At 72.3% G+C, this 23,172-nt stretch carries 16 protein-coding genes; 10 read left to right on the top strand and 6 right to left on the bottom strand.

Going from position 1 to position 23,172, the window contains the following annotated elements; all coding sequences use genetic code 11:
* Nucleotides 1–66: 66 nt before the first annotated feature.
* The gene (locus tag ACFY07_RS21830) at nt 67–1,908 is read right to left on the bottom strand and encodes a hypothetical protein (protein ID WP_390870770.1); all 1,842 of its coding nucleotides are present in this window, start codon (nt 1,906–1,908) and stop codon (nt 67–69) included.
* 276 nt (nt 1,909–2,184) lie between these two features.
* Nucleotides 2,185–2,559 carry a lamin tail domain-containing protein gene (locus ACFY07_RS21825; RefSeq protein ID WP_390870892.1) on the bottom strand — a complete coding sequence of 125 codons (375 nt, stop codon included), beginning with the start codon at nt 2,557–2,559 and terminating at the stop codon, nt 2,185–2,187.
* Nucleotides 2,560–3,088: 529 nt separating this feature from the next.
* Between ACFY07_RS21825 and ACFY07_RS21820 the strand changes: the two genes are divergently transcribed.
* From ACFY07_RS21820 to ACFY07_RS21810, 3 genes are read left to right on the top strand one after another with little or no spacing between them, the layout of a single operon-like run.
* A complete protein-coding gene (locus tag ACFY07_RS21820; protein WP_390870768.1) occupies nt 3,089–4,966 on the top strand; it encodes an ATP-dependent endonuclease in 1,878 nt (625 codons plus the stop codon).
* Nucleotides 4,963–6,744: a UvrD-helicase domain-containing protein gene (locus tag ACFY07_RS21815; RefSeq protein WP_390870766.1), complete on the top strand. Its 1,782-nt coding sequence runs from the start codon at nt 4,963–4,965 to the stop codon at nt 6,742–6,744. Before ACFY07_RS21820 ends, ACFY07_RS21815 begins: the two co-directional genes overlap by 4 nt.
* Entirely contained in the window at nt 6,741–7,037 is a 297-nt protein-coding gene (locus ACFY07_RS21810) for an SDR family oxidoreductase (RefSeq protein WP_390870764.1), read from the top strand. The genes ACFY07_RS21815 and ACFY07_RS21810 overlap by 4 nt, the downstream gene beginning before the upstream one ends.
* A 605-nt stretch (nt 7,038–7,642) precedes the next feature.
* On the opposite strand, the gene ACFY07_RS21805 is transcribed toward ACFY07_RS21810, so the two are convergent.
* On the bottom strand, nt 7,643–8,263 hold the full coding sequence (locus tag ACFY07_RS21805; RefSeq protein WP_390870761.1) for a DUF6000 family protein: 621 nt from the start codon (nt 8,261–8,263) through the stop codon (nt 7,643–7,645).
* A gap of 147 nt (nt 8,264–8,410) precedes the next feature.
* Between ACFY07_RS21805 and ACFY07_RS21800 the strand changes: the two genes are divergently transcribed.
* Nucleotides 8,411–8,713 carry a hypothetical protein gene (locus ACFY07_RS21800; protein WP_390870759.1) on the top strand — a complete coding sequence of 101 codons (303 nt, stop codon included), beginning with the start codon at nt 8,411–8,413 and terminating at the stop codon, nt 8,711–8,713.
* Nucleotides 8,714–8,834: 121 nt separating this feature from the next.
* On the opposite strand, the gene ACFY07_RS21795 is transcribed toward ACFY07_RS21800, so the two are convergent.
* Complete coding sequence (locus ACFY07_RS21795) at nt 8,835–9,149, bottom strand: alpha/beta fold hydrolase (RefSeq protein WP_390870757.1); 315 nt, start codon at nt 9,147–9,149, stop codon at nt 8,835–8,837.
* A gap of 298 nt (nt 9,150–9,447) precedes the next feature.
* On the opposite strand from ACFY07_RS21795, the gene ACFY07_RS21790 reads away from it, so the two are divergent.
* From ACFY07_RS21790 to ACFY07_RS21780, 3 genes are all read left to right on the top strand, one after another.
* Nucleotides 9,448–9,906: a hypothetical protein gene (locus ACFY07_RS21790; protein WP_390870756.1), complete on the top strand. Its 459-nt coding sequence runs from the start codon at nt 9,448–9,450 to the stop codon at nt 9,904–9,906.
* Nucleotides 9,907–10,148: 242 nt separating this feature from the next.
* Nucleotides 10,149–10,550, top strand: coding sequence for a hypothetical protein (locus tag ACFY07_RS21785; protein WP_390870754.1), 402 nt, complete (start codon nt 10,149–10,151; stop codon nt 10,548–10,550).
* The gene (locus ACFY07_RS21780; RefSeq protein WP_390870752.1) at nt 10,547–12,268 is read left to right on the top strand and encodes a hypothetical protein; all 1,722 of its coding nucleotides are present in this window, start codon (nt 10,547–10,549) and stop codon (nt 12,266–12,268) included. Before ACFY07_RS21785 ends, ACFY07_RS21780 begins: the two co-directional genes overlap by 4 nt.
* Nucleotides 12,269–12,414: 146 nt before the next feature.
* Here the strand turns inward: ACFY07_RS21780 and ACFY07_RS21775 are convergent, their stop codons facing one another.
* Nucleotides 12,415–13,245: a hypothetical protein gene (locus ACFY07_RS21775; protein WP_390870750.1), complete on the bottom strand. Its 831-nt coding sequence runs from the start codon at nt 13,243–13,245 to the stop codon at nt 12,415–12,417.
* A gap of 78 nt (nt 13,246–13,323) precedes the next feature.
* Entirely contained in the window at nt 13,324–13,575 is a 252-nt protein-coding gene (locus ACFY07_RS21770) for a hypothetical protein (RefSeq protein ID WP_390870748.1), read from the bottom strand.
* Between the two features lie 1,244 nt (nt 13,576–14,819).
* Here ACFY07_RS21770 and ACFY07_RS21765 point away from each other — a divergent pair.
* From ACFY07_RS21765 to ACFY07_RS21755, 3 genes are all read left to right on the top strand, one after another.
* Nucleotides 14,820–15,968 (top strand): lytic murein transglycosylase, encoded by a 1,149-nt coding sequence (locus tag ACFY07_RS21765; protein WP_390870746.1) that lies wholly within the window; start codon nt 14,820–14,822, stop codon nt 15,966–15,968.
* A 302-nt stretch (nt 15,969–16,270) separates the two neighbouring features.
* Entirely contained in the window at nt 16,271–22,537 is a 6,267-nt protein-coding gene (locus ACFY07_RS21760; protein ID WP_390870744.1) for an RHS repeat-associated core domain-containing protein, read from the top strand.
* A gap of 33 nt (nt 22,538–22,570) precedes the next feature.
* Nucleotides 22,571–23,056 carry a hypothetical protein gene (locus ACFY07_RS21755; protein ID WP_390870742.1) on the top strand — a complete coding sequence of 162 codons (486 nt, stop codon included), beginning with the start codon at nt 22,571–22,573 and terminating at the stop codon, nt 23,054–23,056.
* The last annotated feature ends 116 nt before the right edge of the window (nt 23,057–23,172 follow it).

Raw genomic sequence — 23,172 nt, 5'->3', positions numbered from 1 at the left:
CCCCCTTTCCCGGTCCGGCTCGTGGCGTGCGGAAACCCTGCCGCGAGCCCCGGGAACGCCCGTGCGTCAGAACAGCGGCAGGGCCGCCTCGTCCGCGTCGGCAATCGCGGACCGCAGCCTGCCGCGGCGGGCGGCGGCGCGGCGTTGGACGCCGCAGTGCCGGCAGCCGTATCCGGTGCGGACGGACGACAGGCGCGGTGAGCTCGGCGTGCCGCAGGCCAGGCACCGGCACGGCCATGGGGCATTGGTGCTGCCCGGATAGGGCCCGAGGGGCTCCAGGCCAGCCGCGCGCATCTGGGCGGCGGCCGACTCGGGATCGAACCCGCCGCGCGGCCCGCCCTTGTTGCGGCAGTGCCGGCACCCCGTCCCACCGCGCACGTTGCCGTAGGTGGGTGTCGACTCCTTGCCGCACGCCCGGCAGCGGCACCGCCACGGCCGGCCGCTGCCCGGGTAGGGCTCCAGCGGTTCGAACCCGGCCGCCCGCACGACCTCGGTCGCCTCCTGGGACTTCGCGGCGATCTTCCCGGCTGCCACCGCGGCGTTCCCGCAGCGCCGACACCCGCCACGCCCGCTGCGGATTCCCGTCAGCCGCGGCGTGCCCGCGTCGCCGCAGCGCAGGCAGCGGCATCGCCACGGCAGATTCGCTCTGCCCGGATACGGCTCGAGCGGCTCCAGACCGGCCGCGCGCATCTGCGCGGCGGCGGCGTCCGGGTCGATCAGGCCATGGGCGGATGGCCTGCGTCGCGGGCCGTCGACCGTGGCGCCGTCCGCCCCCGTGGCGACGATCGCCTCCACGACCATCCGCCACAGTTCCTCCACGCCGACGCGGGAGGCGTCCGCCGTCTCCGTCCACCCGTTCGGCATCACCTCGCTGGTGAGGAAGGGGGCCGCTTTGGCGTCGCGCAGCCGGTCCAGGACGGCCTGCTCGACGTCCAGGGCGGCCGCGCCGATAGGGAAGGCGCGGCGGCGGACGAGTGTCCAGCCGTTGCGGCGGTGTTGGACCAGGCGGTTGTTTGGTCCGGTACAGGCGCCGATGCCGATCTTGACCGCACCCCACCGCTCGTGCGTGATCACGTAGAGGTCGGTGGGGCCGGTGAGGTCGATGCCGTGGCTGGCGCAGAACCGGCAGCCGCCGCCGCGCCGCACCCGCACCAGGCGCGGGCGCACCTCGCGTCCGCAGGCCGCGCACCGGCACCGCCAGGGGATGTCCGAACCGGGGTAGGGCTCCAGCGGCTCCAGGCCGGCCGCGCGCATGTCGGCCGCGGCTCGCCGGGGGTCTTCGCGGCGGGCCGCCCCGGCGCGCTCGTTGGCGCAGGCGCGGCAGGCGCCCTGGCCGTTCAGGATGCCGCCCAGGGCGGGGGCGACCTGATGGCCGCGGGCGATGCAGCGGCTAGGCCAGGGATCCTTGATCCGTCCCGAGTAGGGCGCCAGGGGCTCCAACCCGGCCGTGCGCATGATCTCCAGCGCGTCCTCGGGGGCATACCGGCGCTTGGCGCCCCCGTGGGGGCGGCAGTAGCCACAGGCCCGCAACCCGCGCCTGAGGTTCGCGAGGCGAATGGTCACCTCGCGCTCGCACCCGCCGTGCCGGCACCGCCACAGCGCCGCAGGCCCGGGGTAGGGTTCCAGCGGTTCCAGGTCGACAGTGCGGAGGTAGGCGACGGCCTCGTCGTGGTCCCGCCGGGGCTCGGCCTTCCTACGCTCCCAGGCCCGACTGATGCCCGCGCCGGCCTTCTTGCGGCCGCAGGGCCGGCAGCCGCCCTGTCCCCGCTTGACCGAGCCGTGGGTGGGGCTGCCCTCGGTGCCGCACATCGTGCAGCGGCAGCGCCATGGGGCGTCCGTGCCCGGGTAGGGCCCCAGCGGTTCCAGGCCGGCCTCCCGCATGAGGTCGGCGGCGGCCTCGGGGTCCACCGGTGCGTTCGGGGCGCAGTACCGGCACGGGCCACCGCCGCGACGGACGTAGGAGTGGCGCACCGCGACCTCGCGGCCGCACGCCATATGCCGGCACCGCCAGGGGGTGCCGGTGCCCGGGTAGGGCTCTAGCGGCTCCAGGCCTGCCTCCCGCATGACAACCAGCGGGTCACGCGGATCCTTGCGCGGCCTTCCCGTGCGCACCGCCCACCATCTCCTTGCAGTCGTCGTCCATGGACCGCGGGCCGGCCCGCCCCTGATGCGTCCGAGTCGGGGTCAGCAGACTTTGTAGGCTGACCGGGTGGACTTGTAGGGGCAGGTGTCCTGGACGGTTCCGCCAGCCCGGCGCAGGGCGGCAGTGTCCTTGTCGTTGTTCCACACGTAGGCGGAGCGGCCCTGGTAGCGGTGGTAAGCGGTGTCGGTGCCCTTACCGGTGTGCACGGTCACGGTCCTGCCCGCGTCCAGGGGGTAGGCGCCGAGGGTGTACAGGGCCCAGCCCTTGAGGTTGACGGCCTGGGTGGCGGAGTTGGTGGTCTGCATCCACTCGGTGTTTAGGCTGGCATTGGAGCGGGTGTCGGTACCCGGCGAGTTGTAGCAGATCTTGGAGATGCGCACGGAGTCGGCGGCCTGGTCCGGGGAGGCGACGGCCAGGGCGGTGAGCAGCCCAGCGGCTGCGGTGGCTGCGGCTATGCGACGCCTGGGTGGAGCGACCCCCTCGTCGTGGTGCCGGCGCGGCCCCGGTCTGCCTCGCCGTGGAGGGCCTCAGCCTACCGGCGACGATCTCCGGGCGCGGGATCAATGTGGTTGCTGTGGAGGTCCTGTAACGCCCCGGATGCTCCGTATGCGGTGGAGGCGGCCACACCGGCGAGCCGCCGACCCCTGTCCTCCGGAGGCGCCGGGGCTTCGGCCTTCGCGACGTGTTCGAGGATGCCGCGTCCTGCCCGGCGGACCGACCGGAACGCAACCACGTCGCCCTCCTGCGGTGGGCGCTGCGCGCGCCGGGACCGGTCCGGCGAAAGCTCCACGGCCGCCATCGCCGAGGTGCACCTGTGACGCGCCCGGCGGGCGGCCGCGCCCGGTGAAGCCAGCGAAACCCTGGGTGCGGCCCCGCCGCAAGCCCTAGCATGATCCGCCTGGATGCCCGGCGTCGGCGTCCGGGGGGGTCTTCCGGGGGGTGGGTATGCACATCGGCGAGGTGGGCATCGAGGAGTTCCGGTCGTGCCGGAAGGCCACGATCCCTCTGCGGGAGAAGGTGACGGTTCTCGTCGGAGAGAACAACTCCGGCAAGTCGACCGTGATCGACGCGCTGCGGCTGCTCACCGACCCCGTCGACGGCCGCCGCTCGCGCTGGTTCGAGGAGACCGACGTCCGCGGCCATCTCGATCCGCACCACCCCGCGCCCGCCAGCCCGTCGCTGCACCTGGTCCTCGAGGGCATCGGTCCCAGGGAGACCGGCGCCTACCTGGAGGCGCTGCTGCCGCCCGCCTCCGACACCGCGCCGCGCCGCGCCCGCTGGGGGGTCACCTACACCCCTCCGCCGGAGAAACGCCGGCGCGGAACCACGGCATGGACCCAGGGCAGCGAGCAGCCCGCCGCCGGGGAGCCGGCCGGCCGCGCCGGCGTCCGCCACGTCTACCTGCCAGCGCTGCGCGATGCGGAACGCGAACTGGCCTCCGCCGGCGGGGAGCGGCTGCGTGTGATCCTGCGCGGTCTGCTGGGAAGCGACCAGCAGGCGGACGCCTTCGTCGAGCGGATCGGCAAACAGTTGACATCGGTGGCCGAGGACCTGGACGTGCACCGGCTGCGGCAGCGCATCAACGAACCGCTGGGCCACCTCACCGCCGGCGCCCACCGCCAGGAAAGCGCGATGGCGGTAGCCGAACCCACCTTCGCCTCCATCGCCAAGTCCCTGCGGATGCTGCTCGGCGATGCCGGAGGCCCAGCCGGGCCCCTGGCCACCTCCGGACTCGGCTACGCCAACGCCCTGTTCATCGCCACCGTCATGGCCGAGCTGGACGCCGCCGCCGAAGCCGACCTGACCGTGCTGCTGGTCGAGGAACCCGAAGCGCACCTGCACCCCCAACTGCAGACCCTGCTCCTGCGCTACCTCCAGCGGCGGGCCGAGCAGTCCCGCGCCCGCACCCCCGCGGATCCCCTCGAGCCGTCCGGGCAGCTGCAGATCGTCGTCACCACCCACTCGCCGGTCCTGGCCGCCGCCGTCAGCGCGGAGGACCTGGTGGTCATGACCCGCTGCCCGGACACCCCCACCGGCCGCTGGCAGGCACGCCCCCTGCCCGTGCCCCGTCTGGACCTGACCGCGGACCAGGTCCGTCACCTCGACCGCTACCTCGATGCCACCAAGAGCGCCCTGCTGTTCTCCCCCCGCGCCGTCCTGGTCGAGGGTATCTCCGAGCTGCTGCTCCTGCCGGCCCTCGCGAAGCGGATGCTCGCACCGGACGGCGACCACACCGGCCTCGACGAGGCGCTGGAACGGTTCTTCGGCGCCACCCGGGTCATGGTCGACGGCGTCGGATTCGAGGTTTACCTGCGCGTCCTGCTCGCCCCGGTCGACAGCGTGTGCCTGGGCCGCAAGGTGGTCCTGATCACCGACACCGACGTCGACCCTGGCGCGCCGGAGCCAAAGCGCCTGCAGGACCTGCGGACCCTCCCCGAGCGATGGCGCACCTCCGATCGGTTCCACCTTGCGGCGGCCCCGAGGACCCTGGAGCCGGCCCTGTGGTCCGAAACCAATCAACAGGCCCTCCACCGGGCGTTCCAACGGTGCGCCCCGCGGTCGGAGCACCGCTGGCGGGCCGTACTGGACTCCCCGGACCCCGCGCGACACTTCGGCGAACTGTTCATCCCGCGGGACAAGCGCACCCCCGGTCACGACGGCGAGCAGGACTCCGGCACGCCCTTGTCCAAAGCCGTCTTCGCCCAGCACCTGGCCGACGTGCTGGAGGACCCGGACACCCCCTTCGAGATCCCCGGCTACCTACAGCGGGCCCTGGCCTTCCTCACCGCGTCGGACCTCGCCCAGCAGGCCACGGCGCCGTGACCATCGACCTCGGGCGGCCCGATGCCCCCGACAACCACCGCGACGCCCTGGCCCGCCGTGCCGAGGAGCAACAACGGGCGGCCATCGCCGCCCCCGGCCCTGTCTACATCCGTGCCTGCCCCGGCGCCGGCAAGACCCATGTCATCACCAGCCGACACCTGGCCTCCCCGCGGCAATCCCTGCGCGGCGGCAAAGCCCTGATCTCCTTCACCCGGGCCGCCCGCGACCAGATGGCCCGGCGCTGCCTGCTGGCCGGCCGCGCCGACCTCACCCGGGCCCCCCACTTCATTGGCACCCTGGACTCCTTCCTGTGGGAATTCCTCGTCCGCCCCGGTCTGCCCACCACGCCGACCCCACGCCTCCTGGAGTCCTGGAACAAGGTCAAAGCCCCCATCGAGCAGGTCGACGTCTCCCTCGAACTGGGCCACTTCTCCCTGAGCATCACCATCACCCCCCACGGACCCGCCGAGCGCGTCGCCTGGGACAACCTCAAAAAACGAACCACGCAGCTGCAGCAGACAAGCAGCTACGCGCGCCCCTGGTGGGAAGAGCGGATCCGTGCCGCACGCGACACCTGGCACACCCAGGGCTACTACACCGGACACGAAGCCAGGCTCCGCGCCCTCCACCACCTGCGCACCCCCCGGGCCGCCGAACGCTTCCTGCAACCTCTGCGCTCCCGCTTCGCCGAAATCGTCGTCGACGAGGCCCAGGACTGCTCGGCTGCCGACCTCACCATCCTGCAGCGGCTGCACCTATCCGGCATGCCCATTGTCCTGGTCGGCGACCCCGACCAGGCCATCTACTCCTGGCGCGGCGCCGCCCCCACCGCCCTGGAACGCTTCGCCGCCACTCTCCCCCGCGAACCGCTGCTCATGACCGGCAACCGGCGTAGCACCCCGACGATCTGCCGACTCGCCGCCACCCTGCGGACCGGCAACCGCCCCCCGGACGACGCCGTCGTCCGACGCGACGACATCCCCATCGCCGTCATCCCCACCGACTTCAGCGCCAGCGGCGGCAACCACCGCCACCACAGCGGCAAAAGCCTGGCCGTCGACGTCTTCCTCGAGCACGCCGCCACCTGCGCCATCGCCCCCAAGGACAGCCTTGTCACCACCTACCAGCACACCCACCTGCCCCTGCACCGCGACGACTCCCACGCCAACTCCATCACCGCCCTGGCGCAGGCCCACGCGATCGTCCGGTCCCCCCACGCCATGCCCACCGAGATCGCCGACGCGACCGCCCTGGCATCACGAACGCTGCTGAACTACTGGTTCCCCGATGCGTCCGGCAGCATCGAACACATCTGCGCGAACCAGGGCCTCGGCGTCGAACACCTCCACCGCACCGCGCACGCCTTCCTCCACACCCTGCCGCCTCCCCACCCCGACTGGGCGACCGACCTATGGCAGGCAACCAAGTCGTGGCCGTCCCCGCCCGGCGCCCGGCCCGCACGCGGCAAGGGACGCCTCGGGAGCAAGCCCACCATCCCGCGCCAGCGCGCACTTTCTGCGACCAGCCGGCAGGTCCGCTTCGCCGTCATCCATCAGGTCAAGGGCGAAGAGGCTGACGCCGTCTTCTTCCTGCTGCCGAAAGAAGGCAGTGTCCGGCGCTGGATCGATGCCGATCCGGCCCAGGACGAAACCCTCCGCGTGTGGTACGTCGCTGCCACCAGGGCCCGCAGACTCCTCGCCATCGGCGTCCGCAGCGAAGAGACCCCCCAGCTCACCGCCCATCTCACCGCCCACCGAATCGCCCACACCGTCTTGTGACGCGGGCCGCCTCGGCACGACGACCGGACGCCCCAGGCCTCCCCGGCGCTTCGACCGCCACCGCGCCGGCCGGCGACTCCCTGGAAACGCTGGCGGCCGGCTGGTACCGCGATCTGGAGACCAACCTGCTGACCGCGGTCCTGCTCACCACCGCCCTGGAAGGGCGGCTGCGCTGCCCCGGCGGGCGCCTGATCGTGATCAGTTCGTCGGCCGCCCAGCGTGGCGGCAGCGGCCCGCACTCGGCCGGATCCTACGCCGCTGCCAAGGCCTCCTTGCACGGCTGGGATCACTGAGGGCACCAAGACGAGCAGTACGTCTACGACGCCGACGACAACCGCCTGATCCGCCGCGACTCCACCGGCGCCACCTTCTACCTCCCCGGCGACACCGAGGTCCTCCTCAAAGCCGACGGCACCAAGTCCACCATCCGCTACTACACCCACGGCGGACGCACGATCGCCGTCCGCGCAGGAGGCAAGCTCTCCTACCTCCTCACCGGGCAGCGGCTCTCCTTGCCACGTCCCCCCCGGCCCGCACCCGCCAGGCTGCGCCCGGCCCCCGCCCGCCCGCGTCCCGGCCGGTGGGCGCTCACTGCGGTGCCCTCGCACAGGGGGCGCGGCCCGGCCCCGGGCTGGGGCGAGGTTGGGGCGGCAGGACCGGGCCGTAGCGTTGCGGGCAGCCCGCCCGCCTGCCCGCTCGGCCGCGTCCGTCCCCGGTCGCCGCCTGACTCGGCCCGCCCCCGGGGGGCCTCGGGTCCCGTGCCTGGCCCGACGGCCGCCTGGCCGTCCACGGCGGAACCCTGTCATGCCGGGCCGGTCGGACTCTGCGCTGGCGGGGCCGGTCCGTTTCGGGCCTGCTGTGCCCGGTCGTCTCCGTCCCGGGGGCAGGGGCCTGGGAGTCAGGGGTGGCCGGTGGCCTGGTGGCATTGCGCGGCGAAGGCGCACCAGTCGGCGACGACCTGCCGGTAGCGGTCGGGGTCCTGCACCGTGCGGCCGGGCAGCGCGGCGGCCTGCCACCGCTGCCACGGTCCTCCCGGGGCCAGGAACCGCGCGGCCCATGCGGTGCCCTGCTCGGTGTCCAGGTGCAGCAGCGTGCCCAGGACCAGTCCCTGGTCGTAGGGCAGGTCGGTCCGGGGCAGGTACCGCTCGAGGTAGGCGGTGAGCAGGCCGGCGTCGGCGGCGGTGCCCAGCCGGGCCAGTGCCACGCAGTAGCCGGCTCCCGCGTACGGGGCCTCACTGGCCAGCAGCAGCGCGCCCAGGCGCTCGCGGAAGGCCGCACGGCGGGTGACGGCGATCAACCACGCCGCGACCTTGCGCTCCCGCCACCCGGCGTCCAGCAGGATCTCCACCTCCCGAGGGGTGATCTCGGCGGCGGCACACCCCATCTCCCGCGCGAACACAGCGCGCTCGGGTCCGCCCAGCCGCAGCAGACTGCCGCCCAGCCGCAGGTAGCGCCGCTCGGGCGTGACGAAGCGGCGACGCAGGGCCGACAGCTCGGGATCCTCCAGATCACGGTGCACAGCCGCATCCTGCCGCGTCCCGCACCGCCCCTCCAGTGAGTTCTCCCGCCCGCCCCCTTGCATGCCCCGGGGCGTGCCGTCGGCTCCTGTCCTGTTCGGTCATGTCCCCTGTGCCCTCCGCACCGCTGGATGAGGGGAACTCTCGCTATGGACGCGATCGGCCCCGCCGCGTCGGACCTCGCCGGGCTCGCCGTGTCGGACCTGGCCTGGGCGGCACGCGGGCTGCTGCGGGTCGTGCTGGCGGACATCGCCCGCTTCGGGCATCACGTCACCGGCGTCTTCCCCCGCCCGGCCGACCGCACCCCGGAGCAGTTCACCTGCACCACCGGCGCGGCGGCCCGGCTCGGCGTCGGACTCGCCCTGACCACCGTGCCCTTCACCGTGGCGGGCTCCGTCCTCACCGCCGCCGCTGCCCGCCTTGCCGCCCGCCTGCGGGCGGCGACGTCCTGACCGGTGTCCTGGCCGGGGGCTGTCCGGCCCGGCTGCGCCGATGTGCGGGCGTCGGCCGCTTCCCGGGCGGGTCCGGATACCACCACCGGGGCTGCCCCGTCCCCTGTACTGACCCGGCCGGTCACAGGCCGGAGAGGTCGCCAAGCGGCGGCCTGGCGCTCGGGCACCTCGTAGCCGGCCAGGAACGCGGCCAGCTGCTCGCTGCCGACCAGCGCCCGGCAGCGAGCGTGCGCGGCGTCGAAGGGTGCAGGATGTGGCCGCGCTGGTCGGCGGCGACGACCCGGTGGCGGGGCCGGAGCAGCCGGGCCGTCGTGTCCCGTTCGCCCGTGTGGCCGGCGAGGCCATGCAGGAGGACGATCGGGCGGACGGACCCGCCCCGGTCGCGGCAGGACAGCCGCACGCCGTCGCGCACCACCGGACGCTCGGACCATGCCACGCGGGACCTCCAGGGGGCCGGCCGGCCTCGATCATGCCGCACGCCTCTCCGGTCTCCGCCTCCGACCAGGGCGAAAAGGGCTTTCGCCGGGAATGCTCCGACGTCCCTGGGGCGGATGCCCTGGGAACCTCGCCGTTCGTGGAGTATCCCGTGCGGGCGGGGCCGCCGGGCCGACGCTCGTGCAGCGGGAACGTGGATCGTACTTATGTGGTCCTTGAGGGCGATTCGGTCCTCTCCGCCGTTGCCGCGTACGGAGGCGACCGGTTGGTGCGGTGGATGCCTGTCCATGGAGGAGCCGATGGCCCGTCGCCCGATTCCTGCCCTGGCCGCCGTGGCGGCCGCTCTCGCCCTCGTCATGCCCACCCCCGCCCAGGCGGCGGGCACGGACTCCGGAGGCGGATGCTTCGAGAACACCCTCCACCACTTCCGGGTGTGCATCAGCAGCGCCGACCACCTGGTCAGGCCCGACTACTACCTGGACCGCGTGCCGGCGTTCTGGCCCGGTGAGCACTGCCGGGTGCACGCCTACCTGGAGCGGACGTGGAAGATCCACCCCCACGACGCGATCGACGCCTGGGAGCGCTGGGAGTGGTACCGCCCTTTCCGCACCGGCCACGTCGTGTTCCGGCTCCCCAATCCGCAGAGCTACGGGCCGGGCGACTGGACCTTCGGCATCGCCGGCGAGTGCGCCGGCAGCAAGAAGCACGGCCACGGATGGCTCACGAACTTCGCCCCTGTCCAGACCATCCGCGGATAGCGCTCTCCGGGGCGGCGCCGCGCAGGGCTGCGTCGTCCCGCGGACGTGCTCCGATGCGTCCCTCCCGCCGGGATATGAGGCGCCGAGCCCGACGGGCCACGGGCCCGCCGTCCCTCTTCCGGGGGGTTTGCCTTTCCGCGGACTGTAGTCGTCCACAGCTTCCGGCCGCATCCCCGCGGGGCCCCGGCCTCCGCGGGCACACTGGCGCCGACCGTCCGGTCCCCCTGGTTGGGAGGAACCCCTTGTCCATCGTCGACGACCTGGCCCGCGACCTGCGGGACGCCACCGACACCCGGATGCTGCACATCGCCTGGGACGCCCTGACCCTCACCGTCGCCGCCACCGACGCCCTGACCTGGCAGGACGGCATCGAACCCACCGCCGCCCTGGGCGCGGCCATGGCGGCGTCCGCCGGCCGCGACCTGCTCCCCCTGCCGCAGGAGGGCACCCATCCGCAGCTGCCCGCCACCGTCGACACCGCGCTGACTGGAGAGCTGGCCCGGCTCCTGGACGAGCTGCGCCCGCGCCTGGACCGCGCCGGCCGCGCAGCCGACCACCCCGACCAGGTCTACGCCCTGCACGCCTGCGCCGACCGCACGGCCGAGGCCGCCGCCTGCCTGCGCACCATGCCGGTGCCCGGATGAGCGGCCCCGCAGAGGCGACCCTCGAGGACTTCTACCACCTCGCCGAGGACCGGACCGCCTCCGCCGCCCAGGCCCTGCCCCGGCGGATCCTGTCGGGGACCGAGCGGATCCACCTGGTCCGGCAACTGGTCCCGCTGGTGGAGGAGGTCGACCGCCACCTCGGCGACTACGCGGCCGCCGGCCGGTACGCCGCAGCCGCCGACCCGCAGGACGCCGCCGCCGTCGCCAACGCCCGCCGGGCGCTGCGTGACGCCCGCAGCGCCCTGCAGCGCAGCGCAGGCCCCCGCCGACCGGATCGGCCCGTGCCGCCGAACGGCGCCCGCGGCACCGTCGAGGAGGCCCTGGCCCGACTCGACGACGCCCGGCGCTTCCTGGCGCTCGCCCGGGACGTGATGGCCGGCCACCACGCGGAGGGCGGCCGGGCGGACACCCCGTACGGGGCGCTGCTCGCCGCCGGCACCGGACAGCGCTTCGTCGCCGCCCGGCTCGGCCACCTCGCCGGGCAGGCGGCGCGGTTCGGCCGGTCGGTCGTGCCGCTGACCGAGCAGCGGGCCGGGCTCTCCCTGCTCTCCTTCGAGGACGCCTGCCGGCACCTCGCCCGGGCCGGCGCCCACCTGCGGCCGCCCGACGGCACCGAGGTCGGCGCCGTCGGGCACCTGCCCGTCGCCGTCGCCCCGGCCCCGGCCCGGATCGAGCCCGACGAGGGCCTGACCGCCCGACTGCGGTACCTGGCCTCCGGCGCCGACCGCCTGCAGACCGCCGCGTACCAGGCCGTCCACCGCCCAAGCTCCGCTGCGCCTTACCACGCGGCGGCCCTCCGCGGCACGGCCTACCCCCTGGCCCTGTCCCACCTGCTGGCCGGCCGCCTCCTGCACACCGTCGCCGCCGCCCTGGACGGCGGACTGTCCCCGGAGGCGGTCCGCACAGCCGGAGAGCACCTGCGGGCGGCCGCCCAGGCGTGGCAGCAGGTCACCCCCCGGTGGGAGCGGCTCCAGGACCTCGGCGACCCGCCCGGCCTCCGCCCGGCGGTCCACCCGAGCACGGCCGAGGCCGAGGCGCTGGCCGTCCGCGTCGGACGGATCCTGTACAGCGACGACTGGACCCAGCATCACCCGCCGGGCAGCCCCCGCCCCGCCGCCGAACTCCTCGCCGAAGGTCCGGGCGCGCTCCTGCAGGCCCTGCACCGCATCCCCGCCGCCGCCGCGGTGCACGCCGAGTACGCACCCGCGCTCGTGGACCGGCTCGCCGGCCGCCTGGTCACCGACGACGGCATGGTCGACCCGCGCCGAGACGGCGGCCGCCGCTGGTTCCCCGCCCAGCCCGTGCAGATCACCGCCCTGCGCCAGGCCTACGTCCGCGCCGAGACCGCCTCCGGACGCGCCGCGTACGCCCTGGCCGACCTCGCCGAGTCCGCCCGGCTCCTCGTCCCGCGCGCCGAACTCGACCGCGCCGCCCACCTCGCTCGCCACGCCCCCGACCGCCTGGCGCCCGTGGAGACTCACATCGGCGGCTGGCGCGCCGTCGCGCGTGAGGCGGCCCCGGCGCTGTCCGAGGCCGCCGGCCGGCCCACCGGGGCAGGCCCCGCCGCCCCAGCCGACCCTTCTACCGGCGCTGCGCGTCCGTCCTGGCGTGACACCCGCCCCCGGCAGCAGCCTGCCCGCGACCGGCGCGACGACGGACCCCGCCGCGCCGACCGCAGCCACGCTCCGGACCGGTAGCCGCTGCACAAAGTCGCAGCGGGCGCGTCGGCCGCCCGTGTGCCGAAGGCGGCCACGGCACCCCTCAGCGGGCGGGCCCAGGCCGCCCTCGAGGAGCTGCAGGGCAGCAGACCGGACGGGCGCGGCCGGCGATGGTCTGCGAAGTATCAGGGCAGTTTCGGCTGGAGGGTGGCGGAGACCATGTCGAAGACGCCCCAGTAGCCCTCGATCCAGCTGCTGTCCGGCAGGCCGGTGGTGGTCCTCACGTGGGTGAAGCCCTCCACGCCGACCCAGCCGCGGAAGACGCCGGCGTCGTCGACGACCTGGAGCATCGGGCGGGGGTGGGAGTTGTACAGGTAGCAGGGCTTGCCCTGGGCCAGGAAGCGGCACCAGTACTCCTCGGTAGTGCGCCGTCCGCCGCCGATCTCGGCGAGGTAGCGCACCCGCGCCTTGTCGGTGCCGCCGCAGCTGGTGCCCGGCTGGACCCATCCGGCGCACAGGCCGCTGCTGCACAGGCGCCAGGGGTTGGCGGTGTCGGCCAGGGTCCAGGAGCCGCCGGCGCCCTCGCGGGCCACGATGCCGGTGCGGGTGGCGGGGTCGGAGGAGGAGGCCTTGGCGACGACGTAGGCGCCCTTGTAGGGCTGGGCGTCGTAGCGCGGGTCCTTGAGCAGGGCCGTCATGGTGGCCCGGCTCTCGCGGCCCAGGGAGGCGTTGCTGCCGTAGCCGACGCCGAAGGTGGCGCCGTAGTCGGTGAAGGCGCCGGCGGCGGGGACGGTCACGCCGGCGCCGTAGGCGCCGTAGAAGCCGGGGCTGGTGATGCGGGCGACGCCGCCGGAGGCCAGGCCGCTCTGGACGGTCCAGTACTCGTGGAAGGGACCGGTGGCGGCGCCGGCGCCGGTGCGGTTCCAGGTGACCGCGAGCCTGCCGTCGGCGGTGTAGGTGTAGGTGCCCTTCAGGGAGCCGGTGGGGTTGCCGGCGAAGCCGGGCAGGGTGCGCACGGAGCAGGTCGGGACGCCGCCGCCGCAGTCGGCCGCCGCGGCGGCGACCCGGGTGGGCTGGTCCTGCTGGTTTTACCGTCAGTGGCTGGCAGTGGCCGTGCCGTCGGCCGCGAAGGTGTAGTAGCCCAGCCGGACCCAGTTGCGGTAGCCGCTTTGGGCCGACGGGTTCAGCGACCCGACGGACACCACCCAGTTGGCCTTCCCTCCGGGCAGCGCGGGTGCGGCATGGGCGGGACGCGCCCAGGCCAGGGCGGAGGCGATCAGGACGAGCGCCGCCGCCAGGACCGCTGCGAGCCGGTGTGCGGGCCGCCGCGGGGTGGAGATGTTCACTTGTGGCTTTTCCTCACTGTCTGCCGGGTCCGGACGCCGTACGCCCGGACGTGCCCGCGCACGCCGCAGGGGGCCGTGCCGGGTGGGGCCCGCGCGGCCGTCCACCGGGCCCTTCTGCGGTCCGCAGGGGCGCGATGGCCTGCCGGACCTGGCCGTGCCGCGCGGCGGAGCTGCGCGCAGGCGGAGGAGCGGGCCGAAGAAATGTACACGAAGAGAACGGGATTCCCGGCAGCCGATCTGTTCTGATGCGAACTCACATCACAGGGAGATAACGAACTCTCGTGGGCGCGCTCGGAGGTGAACCTCGGCGGCCAGGGTCATGCGCTGTCCCCGTCCCGCTTCTGGCATATGCCAAAAGCACATGCAGAGAGGATCACCGACGCGTCTTGCTTTTCGGGTTGACTGCCGATCGTTCTGGCTGTTTCGGCGGCCGCGATGCACCCGATGCGGATGCGCTGAGCATCCGCTCCGGACATACGGGTGCGCTCGACGTTGCGTCGACGCGAACCTGGAAGGTGTCACGGAGTGTCACTGCCTTGTGGTGCGTGGCGCATCCCGCACTCCACCTTCTCGCTGCGAGGGGCGGAGATGCCTGCAAAGGGGTGTCGGTGGACGTGGGGTCGTGTCCCGTGAAGTGGTGTAGTGGTCGTGCACCAACGGTCATGCGGTGGGCGGCTGCGGGTAGGCCGGGTCGGTCGCGGCCTGCTGCTCGAGGTCGAGACATGGCTGATTGGGCGACGGTGCGTGCAGAGCTAGCACATTGTTGTCGGCCGCCGGTTCAGGCGGCGTGATCAGAATGTGATCAATGACTGGATGGGCGCTGGGGGCATGTTGAGCCGGTGCCCATATGTCCGTTTCGGGGCAAAGGCATTCTGGTCGCTCGGCTACCGGTGTCATCCTCGAGCCGTGCTGCCCGGCGATACTGCAATGATCTCGTGATGTGACGCTTGGTTAAGTTGATCTCATGGTGAAGATCTCGTGTTTGTCTGTGTACGTTTTCCCGGTCCTCGTCGCCAGCCGGTCCGGAGTGCAGCGTGCCCGTACGCGTTCCCGTCTTCTCGGGTGTCAGAACGCGCGCAGCGCGGCGGATCGCCGCTGTTGCCATGGCGGCATGCGCTGCAACCGCGCCGCTGGACACGGTCCCGTCGACCCCGCCGGCCGCCACCTCCCAGGCCGACGGTGGAGCGCCCCTTTACCCCGCACCGCCCACGGCGCCCACCGCTCCTCCTGTCGCATCCATGCCGATGACCGCCCCGACCGGCACCACCGAACCGGCGAAAGCAGACCAGCCCGCGGTGAACGAAAGCCAGGTTCCGGTCCCCGCGGCGGTGCTGTCCGCCTACCGGCGGGCCGAGCAGCGGCTCACGGCTGAGGACCCCGGCTGCCGCCTTACCTGGCCGGTACTGGCGGGCATCGGCCAGGTGGAGTCCGGACACGGACGCGCAGGCGCACTCACCTCCGACGGCACCACTGCACACCCGATCCTGGGGCCGGTTCTGGATGGCCGCGGTTTCGCCGCGATCGCCGACACCGACGGCGGACGCCTGGACGGCAGCGCCCGCTGGGACCGGGCAGTGGGGCCGATGCAGTTCATCCCCTCGACCTGGGCCCGGTGGGGCGCGGACGGCAACGGGGACGGCCGACCGGATCCCGGCAACGTCTTCGACGCCGCGCTGGCGACTGCCCGCTACCTCTGCGCCGGGGACCGCGACCTGACCGTTCCGGCCGACCTCGACCAGGCGATCCTGAGCTACAACCACTCAGCGGACTACCTGATCACGGTCCGGGCCTGGATCCGCTCCTACGCCAACTACGCCTCCACCGCGCCCGGCAGCGCACCAGTGCCGGCCGCGCCCACGGTCGTCGCAGCAGGCGTGCCGCAGCCGCCGACCATCCGCGCCACCGACCCGGCCGGGCCCCGCCCTGCTATCCACAGGCCGGGTCGGCGTCCGCACCACCCGTCTCCACTGCTCGGCCCTGCACACCCGGTTTCTCCCGCGCACCCGGCTTCACCCGCGACCCACCGGCCCACACCCGCCCCTCCGCGGCCGCCGCTGCCACCCGCCGATCCGGAACCCTCCCCGTCCGGCTGCGGATCCGACGCGCCCACGGCACCCCCGTCCCCGTCGGCCAGTCCCGCCGCTCCGGACCCCAGGCAGCCCACCGGTTCAGCGACACCCGGCCCCTCGGCGCCGGAAGCCACCGTCACCGCAGACCCGGCTCCCTCGGCGAGCGGGCAGCCGACCGCCTCTGCAACCCCGTCCGGGACTCCCTCCCCGTCCGGGGAGCCGCCCGAGCCGACGCCGCTGGTCAGCTCTCTCCCGGTCTCGGTGCTGGCTGCAGTAACGCTGCCGCCGTGCCCGCCGGTGCTGCCCGGCATCCAGCCCGACTGAGCCGGTCTGCCCCCGGCTCCAGGTCTCCGCCCGCGCCGCCTGCCGGCGCCGAGCGGTTGTTTCGCCGCACACCCGCATGCTGAGGCACCCCTGTGCCCGGTCGCGGCCGTGCGTCCACCTGCCTGTCCCTGCCTTTGCGGACAGGCATCCCCCCTCGCCGCCCGCCCCGCACCAAGGGGGCGGGCCCGACAGAAAGACCGTGCATGTCATCGCGTTCACCGCGCCCGCGACGCCGTGTGCCGGGCCTGCTCACAGGCACCGGCGGCCCCGGGATCCTGCGCCATCTGCGGCCCATCGCCGCAGTGCTGTCGCTGACCCTCGCCGCCGAGGCGGCAACCGTCCTGGAAGGCAGCGGCCAGGCAGTCGCAGCCGCCGCCGAGCACGCGCCGGTCGCCGCGCCCGCCGCTGCGCGGCCTCAGGGACCGGCGGAGGCCGACACGGAGGCATCGGCTCGGCTGGCGGCCCGCCTGCAGGACCGCCGCATCGAGATCCTTGATGCCCGCACCGAGGACACCAGCACCTACGCGAACCCCGACGGGTCGCTGACCAGCGAGGTGTCCGCCGGACCTGTCCGGTTCAAGGACGGCGACAAATGGAAGCCGGTCGACCTCGACCTGGTGGAGCAGAGCGACGGCACCGTCGCACCCAAGGGCCACCCTCGCGGCCTGCGGCTGGGCGGTGCAGGAGGCACCAAGGCCGACTCGCTGGCGGACACCAAGTCCGCCCCCGCGCGTGACCTGATCACCCTCGGCGAGGGCGATGAGCAGATCACGCTGCAGTGGAAGGGAGGCCTGCCCAAGCCGGTCCTGGATGGTACCCGGGCCACCTACCCCGACGCCGTCCCCGGCGCCGACCTCGTCGTTGAGGCGACCCGCACCGGCTTCGAGCAGTACGTCACCATCAAGCGACGCCCTGACCAGGACGGCTACACCTACACCCTGCCGCTGAAGGCCAAGGGGCTGAATGTCAAGCAGCAGGACGACGGCAGCCTGTTGTTCACCGACAGCAAGAGCGCCAAGCAGGCGGTCATGCCCGCGCCGGTGATGTGGGACGCCAGCGTCGACCCGGTCGCCGGCGAGCGCTCCCACCGCGGCAAGGTCGCGATGAAGGCCGTACAGCACGGCAACACCATCGACCTGGAACTCACCCCGGACGCGGCATTCCTTGCCGACCCCGCTACGAAGTTCCCCGTCACCGTCGACCCCGCGATCTCGACGCTGACCCCCTTCCTGGACACCTACGTCCAGCAGGGTGAGACCGTCGACTGGTCCGGCGACACCGAACTGGACTTCGGCAACCCGGGTACCCAGAACCCCGATAGCACTTACCGCGTCGCCCGCTCCTTCATCAACTGGAACACCTCCTACTTCGCGGGCACCCAGGTCACCGACGCCAAGCTGAGTCTGTGGAACTTCCACTCCGGCAACGTCGACTGCAACCCATACACCTGGGAGGTATGGGACACCGGCAAGCCCTCCACCGCCTCGCGCTGGACCGCACAGCCCACCTGGAACACCAAGTACGCCACCTCCACAGAGACCAAGGGCAACCCCGGCTGTGCCTCGCAGCCGGACGGCTGGATCAACGCTGACGTCACCTCGCTGGCGCAGGCATGGGCGGCGGCGGGTAACGCCTCTTCGAACATGGGCCTGCGGGGCTCGAATGAGACGGTCACCTCGCAGTGGAAGCGGGTGAACTCCGCCAACGCCGCTTCCAACCCGCCGACGCTGGTGGTCACCTACAACCGCTACCCGGCCGCAGACACCCCGACCATGACCCCGGACGGGGGCCTGGCCGGCGGCGCGCTCGGCTTCACCAACTCGCTGACCCCCAAACTGTCGGCGAAGGTCTCCGACCCCGACGGCGGCAACGTCACCGGCCTCTTCGACCTGTACGACTACACCTCCGGCAGCGACGTCCTAGTCCAGTCCGGCATCACCGGCACCACCGTCACCTCCGGAGGGACCTCCACCGCGACCGTGGCCGCCGGCAAGCTCGTCAACGGCCACAAGTACAAGGTGCGGGCCAAGGCCAAGGATGCCACCGGCGCCCTCTCCCCGACCTTCAGCGCCGACAAGCTCATCACGGTGGACACCACCGCCCCGGGCAGGACCGCGATCTCCTCCAGCGACTTCCCTGCGGGCGCCTGGTCCGGTACCCCGGACGCCTCGGGCACCTACCGGGGCACCTTCACCTTCACCCCGCCCACCGGCGACGTCCACGACGTCATCTACAACCTCGACGGCGGTACCTGGCACTCCATACCTTCCACCGGTCAGGCCGTCTCCACCGGGCTGCCGTTCAAATCCGGCAAGCACACCCTCACGGTCCGCACCCGTGACAACGCCGCGAACCTGTCGGCGACCCCGGACACCGCCTACACCTTCTACGCCGGCTCCGGCGCCGCCCTGAACGCCCCCGGCGACGGCGAGCGTCCCGCCCGCCGCACCGGCCTGTCCTCGCAGGGCAAGCCGTCAGACACCGGCGTCACCTACCAGTACCGCCGCGGCGCGGCCGACACCTGGCACGACGTGCCCGTCACCGACACCCGCCGGACCTCCGACGGCACCACGCCCTCCACGTGGCCGCTCCCGGTCACCGGCGGCGTGCCCGCAGACCTGAGCTGGAACATCACCGACAGCCTCGCCGCCGACGGCCCGGTCGACGTGCGCGCCGTGTTCACCGACGGCACCCTCACCGACGCCTCGGACCCGCACACCGTCACGGTGGACCGCAACGCCGGCACCGCGCCCAGCGACGCGGTGGGACCCGGCCAGGTCAACGACCTCACCGGTGACTACACCCTGTCCGGCACCGACGCCTCCGCGTTCGACCTGTCGGTCAGCCGGACCTTCTCCTCGCGACGGCCGACTGCCGGCGCGGACGCCACCGGCCAGGCCGCGATCTTCGGACCGCAGTGGTCGGCCGGCACCACCGCGGAGATCACCGACTCCGACTGGGCCTACGTCCGCACCGTCACCCCCACCTCCCTCGCCCTGGTCGACGCCGAGGGCGACGAGACCGGCTTCACGCTCAAGGACGCCGCAGCCGGCACCTGGACCCCCGAGCCGGGTTCCGAGGACCTCACCCTGACCGGGAAGACCGGTGACGCGACCCTGGTCCTGAAGGACACCGAGGGCACCACCACCACCTTCACCAAGCCCGCCGGGGCGAGCACCTGGCAGCTGGCCACCAGCCGCCTGGCCACCGCCAACTCGACCACCACCGTGGTCCCCGACGTCGTGCAGACCGGCGGCAAGGTCCGCCCCAAGTACGTCATCGCCCCCACCTCCGCGATCGCGGACCCGGCCACCTGCCAGGCCACCCCGGCCACCAAGGGCTGCCGGATGCTGGAGTACGTCTACGCCACCGCCACCACCGCGGCCGGCTCGGCGCTCGGCGACTACACCGGCCAGGTCAAGCAGATCAAGCTGTGGGCCACCACCCCCGGCGACTCCGCCTCCACCGCCACCGTCGTCACCCAGTACGCCTACGACGCCTCCGGCCGGCTGCGCGAGGTGTGGGACCCGCGGATCAGCCCCGCCCTGAAGACCGCCTACACCTACGACGCCAACGGCCGCGTCACCACCCTCACCCCGCCGGGCGAACTGCCGTGGACCTTCACCTACGCCAAGGTCGGCAGCTCGGCCGTCGCCGGTGAGGGCATGCTCCTGGACGCCTCCCGGCCCACCCTCACCCCCGGCAGCGCCACCCAGACCAACGGCACCGCGACCACCAGCGTCGTCTACAACGTGCCGCTGACCGGCACCAAGGCGCCCAACCAGATGGGCATCGCGGACGTCGCCGCCTGGGGGCAGAGCGACGCCCCCACCGACGCCACCGCCGTCTTCCCCGCCGACCAGGTCCCCGCCTCCCACGACGGATCGGCCCTGACCGGCACCGACTACAAGCGCGCCACCCTCAGCTACACCAACGCCTCCGGCCGTGAGGTCAACACCGCCGTGCCCGGCGGCCACCTCACCACCACCGCCTACGACCGGTACGGCAACACCGTCCGCGAGCTCAGCGACTCCAACCGCCGCCTGGCCCTGGCCACCAGCGGCACCGGTCTGGCCGAGCAGCAGCAGCTGAACATCGACAAGCTCCCCGCCGCCGACCGCGCGGATCTGCTGTCGACCACCTCGGTCTACAGCGCCGACGGCCAGCGCGAACTGGAGACCTTCGGGCCGCTGCACCAGGTCACCCTGGAGCACGACCTCGCCGCCGCGGGCAGCAACCCGGCCCTCCCGGCCGGCACCCAGGCCCCCGCCCGCGCCCACACCGTCACCGCCTACGACGAGGGCCGTCCCACCGACGGCTCCGCCACGGCCAGTGACCAGCCCACCACCGTCACCACCGGGGCCTGGATCGACGGCTACCCGGGTGACGCCGACACCCGCACCTCCACCACCGCCTACGACTGGGCCAAGGGCCTGCCCACCAGCACCGTCGACGACCCGTCCGGCCTGAAGATCACCAAGACCACCGCCTACGACGCCCAGGGCCGGGTCACCAAGACCACCCTGCCCAAGTCCAACGGCACCGACGCCGGCGCCACCGTGACCACCTACTGGTCCGCCACCGGCACCGGAGCGTGCAACGGGCGCCCCGAGTGGGCCGACCTGGTCTGCTCCACCGGCCCGGCCGGTGTGATCACCGGCGGCGGCTCCAACCCCACCCAGCTGCCCACCGAGACCACCACCTACAACCGCTGGGGCAGCCCGGACACCGTCACCGAGACCGCCAACGGCGTCACCCGCACCACCACCACGACCTACGACGCCGCCGGGCGCGCCACCAAGACCGCCGTCACCGGCGGGACCGGCACCGCCGTCCCCGACACCACCACCACCTACGACCCCGTCACCGGCGACGTCGCCACCACCGCCTCCACCAGCGGCACGATCACCACGACCTACGACGCCCTCGGCCGGGCGATCTCCTACGCCGACGGCTCCGGCAACACCACGACCACCCAGTACGACGCCCTCGACCGCCCGGTCAAGGCCACCGACTCCGCCCCCTCCACGACCACCTGGACCTACGACACCGCCAAGGACCCCCGGGGCGTCGCCACCTCGCTGACCGACTCCGTGGCCGGCACCTTCACCGCCGCCTACGACGACGACGGCGACTTGGCCACCCAGACCCTCCCCGGCGGCATCACCCAGACGCTGACCCAGGACGAGGCCGGAGCCCAGACCGGCCAGACCTACACCCGCACCAGCGACAGCACCGTCCTGCTCGCCGACACCGCCGACCAGACCGTGCACGGCCAGACCGCCGACCACGCGGCCACCACCGGCGGCACCACCAGCCAGCACTACACCTACGACCCGATCGGCCGCCTCACCCGCGCCGACGACACCGGCACCGACAACTCCTGCACCCGCCGCAGCTACGGCTTCGACGCCAACACCAACCGCACCAGCTACGCCACCGCCACCAGTGCCCCCGGCAACCCCTGCGCCACCGGCACCGCGGCCACGATGACCTACGACAGCGCCGATCGCCTGACCGCCGCCGGCACCGTCTACGACGCGTTCGGCCGCACCACCACCCAGGCCGGTGGCAACCAGCTCGCCTACTACACCAACGACCTCGTCCGCTCCCAGACCAGCGGCGGCAAGCGGCAGACCTGGGCCCTGGACCCGGCAGGCCGCCTCGCCTCCTGGACCACCGAGACCACCCCGGACAGCGGCACCACCTGGAACCTCACCGCCGCCAAGACCAACCACTACGGCAACAGCAGCGACAGCCCCGACTGGACCCTGGAGAACTCCACCGGCCGCATCGTCACCCGCAACGTCCAGGACCTCACCGGCGACCTCGCCGCCGTCACCTCGGACACCGGCAGCACCGTCCTGCAGCTCACCAACATCCACGGCGACGTCGCGCTCCAGTACCCGCTGGACACCGCGGTCAACCCGACCGTCCTGCAGGCCGACGAATACGGCAACCCCCTCTCTGGCACTCCCGCCACCCGCTACGGCTGGCTCGGCGCCAAGCAGCGATCCTCCGAGACCCTCACCGGCCTCACCCTCATGGGCGTCCGCCTGTACGACCCCACCACCGGACGCTTCCTCTCCACTGATCCCGTCTCAGGGGGCAATGCCAACGCTTACGACTACTGCACCGCAGATCCGATCGGTTGCTTTGACCTTGATGGCAAGTGGAGCTGGAAGTCCGTCGGAAGGTGGGCATGGAAGCACAAGGTTGACATTGCAGCCACAGCCCTCACGTTTGCCCCAGGCGGACAATTCTTTGCGGCTGCGCGATTTGGGTACACTGCCTTCAGGGCATACCGACTTGCGCGCTCGTCCCGCTTTGCTTTGACGGCGCTCAGGTCAAGCCGTTTCGGTGGAATGAGTTACCGATACGGTAACATCAGTGTGGCTAACTATAAGCGCGCCAAGAATGCGAGGCACTTTGGCCATGCAAGTGGCAAATGGAATCATAACGGGCGAAAGTTCAAAATCGGCTGGGCTTACAATCCCTTTGCAGGTAGGCCGACTTTCCGACTTGGGTGGAATTGGCGCAAAAAGGCTCGCCATATTCATTTGTTCTGAGGTGCAATGAGGTACCTCAGAACGAATGACGGGATGAACTATAGGAGCAATCCCTCCTCCCGCGAAGCCGAGCTCCTCAAAGTCGTAGATCAGGTTCTTTCTTCTGTCGACCCTGTGGGCATGATTCGTGATGAATCTTTCTACTTCCTTCGCCTGGCGCCTGAGGGTGGAAGTAATGTTGAGGTAACTTTGGTTATCTCCTACGGTCGAGACGTTCCCCTTCGTATCATCTCGGACGGCGAGTCAATCCGGATGGGGTGGGGGGGTGAAATTGGCGACCCATTTACCGTGGAAACCTTCTCTTCCGAAAGTGGAGATATTAAAGGGTTTATCAAGGCGCTTGGGGGCGAGCTTTCTCGGGCAATCCTAAAGTCTCGCAGGCGAGTTATTTTTGGAGGTTCGAGTGAGCTGCATATCAATGTGCGAGGGGAGTGGGTCGATCTTTTGCGGGGTGGAGTTCCGTCTGAGCCAAAATATCTAAAGAAAGCAAAGGTTCATACGAATATCATGGGCGAGTGATGCCATTTAATATTCGTGCTTGATAATTGATTGCAGTGTCGCGTTAAGTTTTATCTTCGAGATCGATTTCAAGCTTGAAGCCAGACGTCAGGCCCGTGCGCCAGTTTCCTGTCGCA

This window comes from Streptomyces sp. NPDC001380, from assembly GCF_042895785.1.
Lineage (GTDB): Bacteria > Actinomycetota > Actinomycetes > Streptomycetales > Streptomycetaceae > Peterkaempfera.
This window is presented reverse-complemented; position numbering and strand designations above follow the sequence as displayed.

Bases quoted from the DNA above. Each gene is read 5' to 3' on its own strand.
- ACFY07_RS21820 (WP_390870768.1), top strand. From the start codon at position 3,089: ATGCACATCGGCGAGGTGGGCATCGAGGAGTTCCGGTCGTGCCGGAAG.
- ACFY07_RS21800 (WP_390870759.1), top strand. From the start codon at position 8,411: ATGGACGCGATCGGCCCCGCCGCGTCGGACCTCGCCGGGCTCGCCGTG.
- ACFY07_RS21790 (WP_390870756.1), top strand. From the start codon at position 9,448: ATGGCCCGTCGCCCGATTCCTGCCCTGGCCGCCGTGGCGGCCGCTCTC.
- ACFY07_RS21780 (WP_390870752.1), top strand. From the start codon at position 10,547: ATGAGCGGCCCCGCAGAGGCGACCCTCGAGGACTTCTACCACCTCGCC.
- ACFY07_RS21765 (WP_390870746.1), top strand. From the start codon at position 14,820: ATGACCGCCCCGACCGGCACCACCGAACCGGCGAAAGCAGACCAGCCC.
- ACFY07_RS21755 (WP_390870742.1), top strand. From the start codon at position 22,571: ATGAACTATAGGAGCAATCCCTCCTCCCGCGAAGCCGAGCTCCTCAAA.